General features: G+C 71.9%; 9 protein-coding genes and 1 pseudogene. 8 read left to right on the top strand and 2 right to left on the bottom strand.

Annotation, left to right across the window (positions count from 1 at the left end):
* Positions 1-10 precede the first annotated feature (10 nt).
* From ABZ880_RS35435 to ABZ880_RS35400, 8 genes and pseudogenes are all read left to right on the top strand, one after another.
* Positions 11-1135 (top strand): annotated as a pseudogene (locus tag ABZ880_RS35435) (inositol-3-phosphate synthase); the annotation flags it as partial.
* Positions 1136-1641: 506 nt separating this feature from the next.
* A complete protein-coding gene (locus ABZ880_RS35430; RefSeq protein WP_361271591.1) occupies positions 1642-2667 on the top strand; it encodes an SCO3242 family prenyltransferase in 1026 nt (341 codons plus the stop codon).
* Between the two features lie 341 nt (positions 2668-3008).
* Complete coding sequence (locus ABZ880_RS35425) at positions 3009-3953, top strand: sugar phosphate isomerase/epimerase family protein (RefSeq protein WP_361271740.1); 945 nt, start codon at positions 3009-3011, stop codon at positions 3951-3953.
* Between the two features lie 302 nt (positions 3954-4255).
* Positions 4256-5137: an EboA domain-containing protein gene (locus tag ABZ880_RS35420; RefSeq protein WP_361271588.1), complete on the top strand. Its 882-nt coding sequence runs from the start codon at positions 4256-4258 to the stop codon at positions 5135-5137.
* Positions 5137-5985: a TatD family hydrolase gene (locus ABZ880_RS35415; protein WP_361271585.1), complete on the top strand. Its 849-nt coding sequence runs from the start codon at positions 5137-5139 to the stop codon at positions 5983-5985. The genes ABZ880_RS35420 and ABZ880_RS35415 overlap by 1 nt, the downstream gene beginning before the upstream one ends.
* A 3-nt stretch (positions 5986-5988) precedes the next feature.
* Positions 5989-7158 (top strand): metabolite traffic protein EboE, encoded by a 1170-nt coding sequence (gene eboE, locus ABZ880_RS35410; protein ID WP_361271582.1) that lies wholly within the window; start codon positions 5989-5991, stop codon positions 7156-7158.
* Positions 7155-8555: a nucleotide pyrophosphatase/phosphodiesterase family protein gene (locus ABZ880_RS35405; RefSeq protein ID WP_361271579.1), complete on the top strand. Its 1401-nt coding sequence runs from the start codon at positions 7155-7157 to the stop codon at positions 8553-8555. The genes eboE and ABZ880_RS35405 overlap by 4 nt, the downstream gene beginning before the upstream one ends.
* A gap of 101 nt (positions 8556-8656) precedes the next feature.
* A complete protein-coding gene (locus ABZ880_RS35400; RefSeq protein WP_361271576.1) occupies positions 8657-9697 on the top strand; it encodes a sugar phosphate isomerase/epimerase in 1041 nt (346 codons plus the stop codon).
* 74 nt (positions 9698-9771) lie between these two features.
* Here ABZ880_RS35400 and ABZ880_RS35395 read toward each other — a convergent pair whose 3' ends face one another.
* Together ABZ880_RS35395 and ABZ880_RS35390 are read right to left on the bottom strand one after the other, a co-directional pair.
* Positions 9772-11163, bottom strand: coding sequence for an OFA family MFS transporter (locus ABZ880_RS35395; protein WP_361271574.1), 1392 nt, complete (start codon positions 11161-11163; stop codon positions 9772-9774).
* 2 nt (positions 11164-11165) lie between these two features.
* The gene (locus tag ABZ880_RS35390; RefSeq protein WP_361271571.1) at positions 11166-12554 is read right to left on the bottom strand and encodes an OFA family MFS transporter; all 1389 of its coding nucleotides are present in this window, start codon (positions 12552-12554) and stop codon (positions 11166-11168) included.
* Between the last annotated feature and the right edge of the window lie 330 nt (positions 12555-12884).

The following is a 12884-nucleotide window of genomic DNA, read 5'->3' as shown; positions in this document are numbered from 1 at the left end:
GAGGCTGCCCATGTCCGCGTCCGACTCCGCTCCCACCCCCGTCTCCCAACAGCGCATCGGCGTATGGCTGATCGGGGCCCGCGGCTCCGTCGCGACGACCGTCGTCGCGGGCTGCGCCGCCATGACCGCCGGCCTGCACCCACCGACCGGCCTGGTCACCGAGACCGCCGCGTTCGCGGACGCCGGACTGCCACCCCTGACCTCCCTCGTCTTCGGCGGCCACGACACGCTGGACTGCCCCCTGCCCAAGCGCGCCGAGGCCCTGGCAGCAGGCGGCGTCCTGCCACCCGGCCTCCCCACGGCGGTCTCGGCCGAACTGACCGCCGCCGACGGGGAGATCAGACCGGGCGGCCCGGTACCGGGAGACACCCGGACCGAGGAAGAACTGATCACCACCTTCGCCACGGACATCACCGACTTCATACGGCGGTGCGGCCTGACCCGGGCCGTGGTGGTGAACGTGGCCTCCACCGAGCCCCCGGCGACCGGCCGGGCCCTCCCGCCCAGCTCCCTGTACGCGGCGGCGGCTTTGCGCGCGGGCTGCCCCTACGTCAACTTCACCCCGTCCACGGGTCTGCACCACCCGGCGCTGGAGGACGTCGCCCGGTCGAGCGGCCTGCCGTACGCGGGCCGCGACGGCAAGACGGGCCAGACGCTGCTGCGCTCAGTCCTGGGCCCGATGTTCACACAGCGCGCGCTGGCGGTCCGCGCCTGGTCGGGCACCAACCTTCTCGGCGGAGGCGACGGTGCAGCCTTGGCCGACCCGGCCGCCGCGGCCGCGAAGAACGCCGGCAAGGAACGGGTCCTGGCGGACACCCTTGCCACCACCCCCGAGGGCGAGGTCCGCATCGACGACGTTCCCGCCCTCGGCGACTGGAAGACCGCCTGGGACCACATCGCCTTCGACGGGTTCCTCGGCACCCGCATGGTCCTCCAGACCACGTGGCAGGGCTGCGACTCGGCCTTGGCGGCCCCCCTCGTCCTGGACCTGGCCCGCTTGGCGACCCGATCCCACGAGGCGGGCCTGTCCGGCCCACTGGGCGAACTCGGCTTCTACTTCAAGGATCCGATGGGCGAGGGACCTGCTGCCTTGGCGGAGCAGTACGCGGCGTTGATCGGGTTCGCGGAGCGGTTGGGGGGAGGGCGGGGCGGCGGGCCTGCGGGGGAGCGGCTCGGGTGGGGTGCGGGAGCCGGCGGTGCGAGTCGTTCGGAGGGGGCGGGGCGGGGTGACGGTTCCGGTGGGGTGAGCGGCTCCGGTCGGCAGGCGTGGGACAGGGACTCTGGCGGTCCGGGTGGTTCCGGTCGGCCGGGGCGGAGTGAGGGTTCTGGCGGTGCGGGTGGTTCCGGTGGGCTGGGTTGCGGTGATGGTTCGGGTGGGGTGAGTGGTTCCGGTCGGCTGGGGTGGGATGGGGGTTCTGGCGGTCCGGGCGGTCGCGGTCGGCCTGGGTGGGATGGGGATTCTGGCCGTCCGGGTGGTTCCGGTCGGCGTGAGCGGGGCGAGGGTTCCGGTGGTGCCGGCCGTCCGGAGCGGCCGGATCGGGGTGACGGTTCCGGCCGTGCGGGGCGTTCCGGTCGGCTGGGGGAGTTGTGGTGAGCCGGGGCGGCGTGACGGCGCGCCTCGGTGGGGTGCGTGGCGCAACCGTGGCGAACCGGGCTCCGGGCCCGGAGCGCAGCCGCGCAGTCCGCCCGAACCACGGGCTCGCCTGGGCCGAACTGCTGCGCCTCCCGGCCCTGTTCACCGTCCCCGGTGACGCCCTCGCCGGCGCCGCAGCGACCGCCGCCGCCCCGAACCACCGCACTCTGCTCGCGATCGGCTCCTCCCTCTGCCTCTACGAGGCCGGCATGGCCCTCAACGACTGGGCGGACCGCGCGGAGGACGCCGCCGAACGCCCCCACCGCCCCCTCCCCTCCGGCCGTATCCATCCGGCCGCCGCCCTGTCGACGGCCTGCGCCCTCACCGGCGCCGGACTCGCCCTCGCGGCACGCGCCGGCCGCCCCGCCCTCGCGATCGCCGTCCCCCTCGCAACCACCGTCTGGGCATACGACCTCGCCCTGAAGCACACCCCCGCCGGACCGGTGGCCATGGCCGCGGCCCGCGGCCTGGACCTCCTCCTCGGCGCGGCGGCCACGACGGGCCGCCCCCGCGAAGCGCTCTCTTCCGCAGCACTGCTCGGCACGCACACACTCGCCGTGACCACGGTGTCCCGCCGGGAGACAACAGGCGGTTCACCCGTGCCTCCCCTGGCGGCGCTGGCCACCACTGCTCTGCTGACCCGGCTGGTCACCGGCGGGTCACCCCGAACCCAGTCCCGGGCAGGCCGACGGGAAGCAGCCGCCCGAGGCCTGCCGGGCACTCGGGCAGCCCTCACGACCTCCGGCACGGCCCCCGACCGACGGCGGGCGCGCGCCTCGACGGAGAAGGCCGCCGTCGCCCTGCGCCTGGCCCTCGGCGCCGCCTACACAGCCACCGCCGCCCGCCCGTACCTGCACGCCACCCTCAACCCCTCACCCCCACTCACCCAACGCGCCGTCACCGGCGGCATCCGCGCCACGATCCCCCTCCAGGCCGCGCTCACCGCCCGCTCCGGTGCCGACGTCACCGCCCTGCTGATCGCGGCTCTCGCCCCACTCGGCAGGAGATTCGCGAGGAAGGTGAGCGTCACATGAGCCGCCATACCCCACTGCCGGCCAATGCGATGGCCACCGTCCGCGGCGACCGCCACGAGCGCCCGGGACCGGACGACCAGCGCCCAGCACCTCCTTCGCAGAGCGAACCGGCGTCGTCCGCCGGGCAGTTGGCAGCCGCGGCGCTCCGTCGTCGTCCGGTGCCGCCGTGGTGGAGCGGAGGGGTGTCCTCTGCCCTCCAAGGGGACGCCGAGGCCGGGGAGGAGGCCAAGGCCAGCGACCGCCGTCAGGGGCTCCCTTCGCAGAACCCTCTGCTGCCTTCCCCTCGCCTGGGGGCACCCGACCTGGGGGGACCCGCGGAGAACGGTCGCCCCCGCCCCGACATCAGCCCCACCCGAGCTCCGGCCACCCACACCCCCCTCCGCTTCGGTTACGGCACCAACGGCCTCGCCGACCTCCGTCTCGACGACGCCCTCGCCCTCCTCGCCGACCTCGGCTACGACGGCGTCGGACTGACCCTCGACCACATGCACCTCGACCCTCTGGCGCCGGACCTCTCCGCCCGCACCCACCGCCTCGCCCGGCGACTGGACGCGCTCGGCCTGGACGTCACCGTCGAGACCGGCGCCCGCTATGTGCTCGACCCGCGCCGCAAGCACGGCCCCTCTCTGCTGGACCCCGACCCGGACGACCGCGCCCGCCGCGTCGGCCTGCTGATCCGCGCGGTCCAGGTCGCCGCGGACCTGGGCGCCCACGCCGTGCACTGCTTCAGCGGGATCACCCCGGCAGGAACGGACACGGACACGGCGTGGAAGCGCCTGGCCGAGGCACTCGTCCCCGTCCTGGACGCCTCCGCGATCGCCGGCGTCCCCCTCGCCGTCGAGCCCGAACCGGGCCATCTCCTCGCCACCCTCGCCGACTTCCACCGGCTCCGCCGCGCCCTCGACGACCCGGAACACCTCGGCCTGACCCTCGACATCGGCCACTGCCAGTGCCTCGAACCCCTCTCTCCCGCCGACTGCGTACGCGCCGCCGCCCCCTGGCTGCGTCACGTCCAGATCGAGGACATGCGCCGCGGCATCCATGAACACCTCCCTCTCGGAGACGGCGAGATCGACTTCCCGCCCGTCCTCTCCGCCCTGGCCGCATCCGGCTACCAGGGCCTGACCGTCGTCGAACTTCCCCGCCACTCCCACGCGGGCCCCCACTTCGCCGAACTCTCCCTCCCGTTCCTCCACCGCGCGGCCACGACGACCGCCCCAACGCCCCAACCAGCCCAACCTCACGGCGATCCCTCCGCCACCCCCGAAGGGAGCACCACCTCATGACACAGCGCCACACCGCCTGGGACACCCCCACGGCAGGCATCGGGGACACCGGCACCGCTCCTGTCCCTGTGCCAGGCATCGGGGACACCGGCACCGCTCCTGTCCCTGCGCCAGGCATCGGGGACACCGGCACCGCTCCCGTCCCTGCGCCAGGCATCGGGGACACCGGCACCGCTCCCGTCCCTGCGCCAGGCATCGGGGACACCGACACCGCTCCCGTCCCTGCGTCAGGCACCGGACACGCCGGTCCCGCCTCTACCCCTGCGGCAGGCATGGGAGACGCAGGCTCGGTCCCCGCCCCCGTGGCTGGCACTCGGGACCCCGGCTCCGAGCCCGCCCGCGCGGCTGGCACCCGGGACCCCGGCTCCGAGCCCGCCCGCGCGGCTGGCACCCGGGACCCCGGCTCGGCCCCCGCCCGCGCGGCTGCCACCCGGGACCCCGGCTCCGACCCCGCCCGCGCGGCTGGCACCCCCGACCCCGCCCCCACCTCCGCGGCGGGCACCCGAGACACCGGCCCCGCCCTCACCCCACCCGCCGACCTGTACCGCCAACTCTCCGCCCGCCTCGGCGGAGCCGCCCGCGCGTGGTTCGATCAGGCCCTCGACGAGGCGGCCGCCCAGCCCGGCATCCACGGACCCATCTCCGTGTGGGAGTTGCGGCTCGCCGAGGCCGGGCGTCGGTGCGGCCCCGAGCACGCCGACACCGCGCGTGTGCTGATCCTGCACGCCGCCCATGCGGGACCGGACGCCCTCACCCGCGTCTACTCCCAGGGCACCGCCGCCGAACGCCGCGCCGTGCTGCACGCCCTGCCGCACCTCGTCGAGGGGCCCGACGCCCTCCCGCTCGTCGAGGACGCCCTGCGCACCAACGACACCCGGCTCCTCGCCGCCGCAGTCGGCCCCTACGCCGCCCGGCACCTCCCTGCCCATCCCTGGCGCCACGCCGTCCTGAAGTGCCTGTTCACCGGTGTGCCCGTCGACGAGGTCGCCGACCTGGGCCGCCGCGCCCGCGCCGACGCGGAACTCGCCCGCATGCTCGGCGACTACGCCGCCGAACGCACCGCCGCGGGCCGTCCCGTGCCCGAAGACCTGCACCGCGTCCTGACCCTGACCGACCCCACGGCCACCCCACCCGCGCCGGCCGCCGCACACGGCCCGCGCGGCACCGACGGCAAGGAGTCCTGATGCGCATCTTCGACCCCCACATCCACATGACCTCCCGCACCACCGACGACTACTCCGCCATGTACGCCGCGGGCGTCCGCGCCGTCGTCGAACCCTCCTTCTGGCTCGGCCAGCCCCGCACCTCTCCCGCCTCCTTCTTCGACTACTTCGACTCCCTCCTGGGCTGGGAACCCTTCCGCGCCGCCCAGTACGGCATCGCCCACCACTGCACGCTCGCCCTCAACCCCAAGGAGGCGAACGACCCACGCTGCACGCCCGTCCTCGACGAACTGCCCCGGTATCTCGTCAAGGACCAGGTCGTCGCCGTCGGCGAGATCGGCTACGACTCGATGACCCGCGCCGAGGACACCGCCCTCGCCGCCCAGCTCCAACTCGCCGCCGACCACAGCCTGCCCGCGCTCGTCCACACCCCGCACCGCGACAAGCTCGCCGGCCTGCGCCGCACCCTCGACGTCGTACGCGAGTCCGCCCTCGCCCCGGACCGCGTCCTGGTCGACCACCTCAACGAGACCACCGTCAAGGAGGCCAAGGACAGCGGCAGTTGGCTCGGTTTCTCCGTCTATCCCGACACCAAGATGGACGAGGAGCGGATGGTCGCGATCCTGCGCACGTACGGGCCCGAGCAGGTGCTCGTCAACTCCGCCGCCGACTGGGGGAAGAGCGATCCCCTCAAGACCCGCAGGGTCGGCGACCTGATGTTGGCCGAGGGCTTCTCGGAGGACGAAGTCGACCGGGTGCTGTGGCGCAATCCCGTCGCCTTCTACGGACTCAGCGGCCGGCTCGACCTCGACATCGCGGCCACTGACGCCACCCACGAGGGCAACTCGATCCTCCGCGGCGGGGCGTGAGCCATGCGCTTCCGCCACCCCGACGGCTCCACCGTCCACCTCGCCTACTGCACCAACGTCCACCCCGCCGAAACCCTCGACGGCGTCCTCGCCCAGCTCCGCGACCACTGCGAACCCGTCCGCCGCCGCCTCGGCCGCGACCGACTCGGCATCGGACTGTGGCTGGCCAAGGACGCCGCGCACGCCCTCGTCACCGACCCGTCCGCCCTGCGCGGCCTGCGCACCGAACTCGACCGGCGCGGCCTCGAGGTCGTCACCCTCAACGGCTTCCCGTACGAAGGCTTCGGCGCCGAGGAGGTCAAGTACCGCGTCTACAAGCCGGACTGGGCCGACCCCGAACGCCTCGACCACACCACTGCCCTGGCCCGGGTCCTCGCCGGACTCCTTCCCGACGACGTCACCGACGGCACCATCTCGACCCTGCCGCTCGCCTGGCGCACCGCCCATGACGAAGACCGCGCCGAGAAGGCCCGCACCGCCCTGCTCACTCTCGCCGAACGCCTGGACGCCCTCGACGAGTTGACCGGCCGCTCCATCCGCATCGGCCTGGAACCCGAACCCGGCTGTGTCGTCGAGACCACCGGCGACGCGATCGCCCCGCTCACCGCGATCGCCCACCACCGCATCGGCATCTGCGTCGACACCTGCCACCTCGCCACCTCCTTCGAAGACCCGCACACCGCCCTGGACGCGCTCACCGAAGCCCGCGTCCCCGTCGTCAAGTCACAGCTCTCAGCCGCCCTGCACGCCGAACACCCCCATCTCCCCGAGGTCCGCGAAGCCCTCGCCGCCTTCGACGAACCCCGCTTCCTGCACCAGACCCGCACAGCCAGCGCCGCCGGCCTGCGCGGCACCGACGACCTCGGCGAAGCCCTCGCGGTCGATGCCCTGCCCGACGCGGCCCCCTGGCGCGCCCACTTCCACGTCCCGCTGCACGCGGCGCCCGCCGCGCCCCTCACCTCCACTCTCTCCGTCCTGCAGACCGCCCTGACCCGGCTCGTCGGCGGCCCGCACCCCCTCACCCGCCACCTCGAGGTGGAGACCTACACCTGGCAGGCCCTCCCGCCCGACCTGCGCCCCCGAGGCCGCGCCCAGCTCGCCGACGGCATCGCCGCCGAACTCACCCTGGCCCGCGACCTGTTGACCGACCTCGGCCTGAAGGAACTCCCATGAGCGCCCACCGGGCCGATCCAGGCCACCCCACCCCGCTCCTCGTCCTCGACGTCGTCGGCCTCACCCCCCGCCTCCTCGACCACATGCCCCACCTCAAGTCGCTCGCCCAGTCCGGCTCCCGCGCCGCGCTCGGCACCGTCCTGCCCGCCGTCACCTGCGCCGCCCAGTCCACCTTCCTCACCGGCACCCACCCGTCCGAGCACGGCATCGTCGGCAACGGCTGGTACTTCCGGGAGCTCGGCGACGTACTCCTGTGGCGACAGCACAACGGTCTGGTCGCCGGAGACAAACTCTGGGACGCCGCCCGCCGCGCCCACCCCGGCTACACGGTCGCCAATATCTGCTGGTGGTACGCCATGGGCGCCGACACCGACATCACCGTCACCCCCCGTCCGGTCTACTACGCCGACGGCCGCAAGGAACCCGACTGCTACACCCGGCCCCCGGCCCTGCACGACGAACTCACCGAAGAACTCGGCACCTTCCCGCTGTTCCACTTCTGGGGTCCCGGCGCGGACCTGGTCTCCAGCCAGTGGATCATCGACGCCACCCGCCACATCCTGCGCACCCGGCACCCCGACCTGACGCTCTGCTACCTCCCTCACCTCGACTACGACCTGCAGCGCTTCGGCCCCGACGACCCGCGCTCCCTGAAGGCGGCCGCCGACCTGGACGCCGCCATGGCCCCGCTCCTGGACGACGCCCGCGCCGAGGGCCGTACCGTCGTCGCGCTGTCCGAGTACGGCATCACCCGAGCCGACCGGCCCGTCGACATCAACCGGGCGCTGCGCCGCGCCGGCCTGCTCGAAGTGCACACGCAGGACGGCATGGAGTACCTCGACCCGATGGCGTCACGTGCGTTCGCGGTCGCCGACCACCAGATCGCGCATGTCTACGTGCGCCGCCCCGAGGACCTCGACGCCACCCGGGCAGCCCTGGCCGACCTGCCCGGCATCGACCAACTCCTCGACGACGAGGGCAAGAAGACCCACCACCTCGACCACCCGCGCTCCGGCGAGCTGGTCGCCGTCGCGGAGCCGGATGCCTGGTTCACGTACTACTACTGGCTCGACGACGCCCGCGCGCCCGACTTCGCGCAGCTCGTCGAGATCCACCGCAAACCCGGCTACGACCCGGTCGAGTTGTTCATGGATCCGCTCGACCCGTACGTCAAGGTCAAGGCGGCAACGGCGCTTGCCCGCAAGAAGCTGGGCATGCGCTACCGGATGGCGGTCGTGCCCCTCGACCCGTCACCTATTCGAGGCAGCCACGGCCGCCTCCCTGCGAGCGACGACGACGGTCCGCTCCTCATCTGCTCCACCCCCCGCGCTGTCGGCGACCGCCTCGCGGCCACCGATGTGAAGTCACTGCTGCTCCAACTCGCCGGTCTCGCCTGACGGACCGGCCCTCAGCGGCCCGTCCGGTCCCAGTGATCCGACTGGTCCCAAGTGAAGCACTCACCACTGACAACGCCCTCCGAACCCGAGGAGTTCCAGGCATGAGCCGCATCTCCCAGACCGACCCCGAACTCACCCACCGCCTCACCAGACGAGGCATGCTCGGCGTGGCCGCGGGCGCCACCGCCGCCGCACTGCTCGGCGCCGCGGCCACCCCCGCCACCGCCGCCACGGACACCGCGTCCGGAGCCGCGGGCCGCGGCCGACCCGTCCTGCCCCCCGGCCGCCTCGGCATCCAGCTCTACAGCCTCCGCGACAAGGTCTCCACGCTCGGCTTCGCTCCCGTCTTCGCCGAGTTGGAGAACTACGGCTACGACGAGGTCGAGTTCGCCGGCTACACCCAGGGCTCCGCGGGCCCCATCACCCTCGCCCAGCTGAAGCGGCTGGCGAGGAACCACGGCCTGACCCCGATCGGCAGCCACGTGGGCTACTACTCCAGCGACCCGAACGCGTACACCTTCGCCCAGAACCTCACCAAGGTCCTCGACGAGGCCCAGGCCCTCGGCCTCAAGCACATCGGCACCGCCTCCGGGCCGAACCGCTACGGAAACACGGTCGACGCCTGGAAGCGCGCCGCCGAGGAGTTCAACACCTACGGCGCGGCGGCGAAGGCGCGCGGCATGAAGTTCTACCAGCACAACCACTCCGACGAGTTCTCCTTCGCCACCGACAATCCCAAGGTCCGCCTCTACGACGTGCTGCTCGCCGAGACCGACCCCGACCTGGTGTTCCTGGAGATGGACATCTTCTGGGCCTACGCCGGCCAGTTCCGCTTCTCGAAGCGGCCCGACGGCAGCGCCGCCCCCTTCGAACCCCTCGACTACGTCCTCAAGCAGCCCCACCGCTACCCGCTCTTCCACGTCAAGGACGGCGTGAGCGACCCCTCCAACCAGTTCGGCTACCGCATGGTCGACGTCGGTGACGGCGACATCGACTACCAGCGCTTCATCTCCGCCGTGACCCGGCTGCGCGGGGAGCGCCTCGCCCACCACTGGCAGGCCGAACACGACCAGCCGACCGAGTCGTTCACGTTCGCCCGCCGCTCCAGCGAGTACCTGCACTCACTGCGCGAGAAGTGCTGACGACCCCATAAGGGCCCCGCACGTGAGGAGGGCCTCCCCGCACCCGGGAAGGCCCTCCTCACGCGCGCCTGCCGTCACCCCGCGGGCTGAGGCTCCGGCGTCAACGCGGTCGTACCGCTCCGCCCCGGCTGCCGCAGCAACAGGGCGATCGCCGCCGCGACCATGGAGACGCCGCCGGCCAGGGCGTACGCCCCGTTGTAGCCCCAAGCCGCGACCACCATGGAGCCGAGGCCGCCGCCGAACAGACCGCTGACCAGCTTGCCGCTGTAGACCAGGCCGTAGTTGGTGGCGTTGTAGTTCTCCCCGAAGTAGTCCGGGGTCAGCGCCGCGAACATCGGGTAGAAGGCGCCGCCGCCGAAGCCGGAGAGGAAGGCGAAGAACAGGAACAGCCACTCACTCTTCATCTCGCCCGCCAGGATCACCCCGAACTGCGCGAGCCCCAGCACGACGATGACGAACACCAGGGTCGACTTGCGGCCCCACTTGTCGGACAGCCAGCCCACGACACCGCGCCCGATGCCGTTGATGACCGCCATGACGCCCATCGAGGAAGCCGCCACCAGGGGACCGAATCCGACGTCCTTGGCGTAGTCGACCTGGAAGGAGATCCCGAAGATCGACACACCGGCGGTCATCACGATGGAGATCCACATCAGAGGCAGCATGCCGGTCCTGATGGCCTCCTTGGGCGTGTACTGCTTCACCGCCGGAGGGTTCTTGGCGAGGCTCTGCGCGTTCTTCTGGTTGCCGGAGAACGTCAGCGGGTCGATGTCCGCGGGCCACCAGTTCTTCGGCGGGTCCTTGAAGAAGAACGCGCACCCGAAGACCACGATCATGATGTAACAGCCGATCAGGTCCAGTACGCGGTGGTAGTTCCCGGTGTCGAAGGCGTAGTTGAAGATGAAGATGAACGGCAGCGACCCGTACGCGAAGCCGCCGTTGACAAAGCCGGTACGGGCGCCGCGGCGCTCGGGGAACCACTTGCCGACCATGTTGATGCAGGTCGCGTAGACCAGGCCGGCGCCGATGCCGCCGATGACGCCGAAGCCCAGGATCGCCAGCAGGACGTTGCTCAGGTGCGAGAGGGCGAAGAACCCGACCAGGCACATGAACGAGCCGACGTACATGGCCTTGCGGGCCGTCAGGATGCCCTTCTCGCGCATCCAGCCCGCCGGGAAGGCGATGCCTGCCTGGAAGAAGACCCAGATGCTGAGGATCCAGAAGGTGTTGGACTGCGTCCAGCCGTGCGCGTGGGACAGGGTGTCCTCCGCGGAGCCGTACGCGTACTCGAAGACGCTGATGGCCATCATGGCGATCCACGGGAGGTACACCATGAGCTTGCGGGAGTGGCCGAGGATGTCGTGGTCGGTCTCGCCGATGCGGTAGACGCGGCCCCGGGAGTCGGTCACTTCGCGGTAGGGACGGCGTGCGGCTGCCGGATCGGCCGAGAGCGGATCTGCTGTCATGCTTATGCCATCTCCTCGCCGAGCGGTTGCGGGTTGGGGACGATGCGCCGGGCCTTCGGCCTGCCCGGGGACTTCAGGAAGAGCGCCAGCACCGCGGAGGCCAGGCCGATGGAGCCCGCCAGCACGAACGCGCCGTGGTAGTCCCAGGCGCCGACGACGACCGCGCCCAGGCCGGAGCCGACGAGCCCGGAGATCAGCTTCGAGCTGTAGACCATGCCGTAGTTGGTGGCGTTGTTGTTCTCGCCGAAGTAGTCCGCCGTCATGGCTGCGAACAGCGGGAAGATCGCCCCGCCGCCGAACCCGGAGACCATGGAGCAGAACAGGAAGAACGGCATGCTGCCCATCTGGCCGGAGATCAGCACGCCGAACTGTGCCGTACCGAGCACGATGCAGACGATGATCAGGGTGTTACGGCGCCCGGAGCGGTCGGAGATCCAGCCGATGACACCGCGCCCGGTGCCGTTGACGATGGCCTTCAGGGACATCGCGGTGGCCACGATCCCGCCCGCGAACCCCATGTCCTTGCCGAACGGCACCTGGAAGGCGATGCCGAAGATGTTGATGCCGGCCGTGCACAGCAGACAGAACCACATCATCCACAGGACGGGCGTACGGGCGGCCTCCTTCGGGGTGTACTGCTTGACCGCCGGCGGGTTCTTCTCCAGCGCCCGGCGGATCTTCGGGTCGTCGGTGAGCTTCAGCGGATCGACGTGCGTGGGCCACCAGTTCTTCGGCGGGTCCTTGAAGAACCAGCCCGCCGTGGCCACCACCAGGCACAGCCCGATGCCCACGCAGGCGAGTACGGTCCGGTAGTTGCTCAGGTCCATGTACGAGGTGAACAGGAAGACGAAGGGCACGGACCCGTAGGCGAAGCCGCCGTTGACGAAGCCCGTCTTGCCGCCCTTGCGCTCCGGATACCACTTGCCGACCATGTTCACGCAGGTCGCGTAGACGAGACCGGCGCCGATGCCGCTGAACATGCCGAAGCCGATGTAGGCGACGGTCACGTGCGGCGCGTACGCCAGCGACAGATAGCCGAGCATCGTGCCGACGGCGCCGATCATCATCGCCGTACGGGCGGGCAGTTTGCCGCTCTCCCGCAGCTGTCCGGCGGGGAAGGCCACGGCCGCCTGGAAGAAGATCCAGACGCCCATCAGCCAGAAGATGTGTCCGCTGCTCCACAGATGCGCCTCGTGGAGCGTGTCCTCCGCCGACGTGAACGCGTACTCGGCGGAGCTGATGCCCATCATGCCCACCCAGGGCAGGATGACCATCCACTTGCGTGTGCGGCCCATGATGTCGACGTCTGACTCGCCGATCCGGTACACGCGGCCGTTGCGGTCCGTCACCTCCCTGTAGGGGACGGACGCCGAATAGTCGGTGGTTGTCATCGTTCAGTGCCCCTTGCGTCGAAAGTTCTGGCCAGCGCCCCCTGTCCAATGCCTTTCGTGTGCGCACGGGTCCCGGGGCCGGCCGACCGCACTGTCGGCCGACCCCGCGTCCACTCACGTCATGAACCGCCCCCCAACAGTCCCGCCGCCCGCGCCCAGCGGGCTGCGTCACGCCCGGGGGACAACCCCCGGACCCCCGGCCGGCTCAGCTCGCGCGCCGGCGTCACAGGAGCCCCGCCGCCCGCGCCCAGCGGGCTGCGTCACGCCCGGGGGACAACCCCCGGACCCCCGGCCGGCTCAGCTCGCGCGCCGGCGTCACAGGAGCCCCGC

The organism is Streptomyces sp. NPDC047043, assembly GCF_040644055.1.
Lineage (GTDB): Bacteria > Actinomycetota > Actinomycetes > Streptomycetales > Streptomycetaceae > Streptomyces.
Note: the sequence above shows the minus strand (reverse complement) of the source record. Positions and strands in the feature narration are given on the sequence as shown.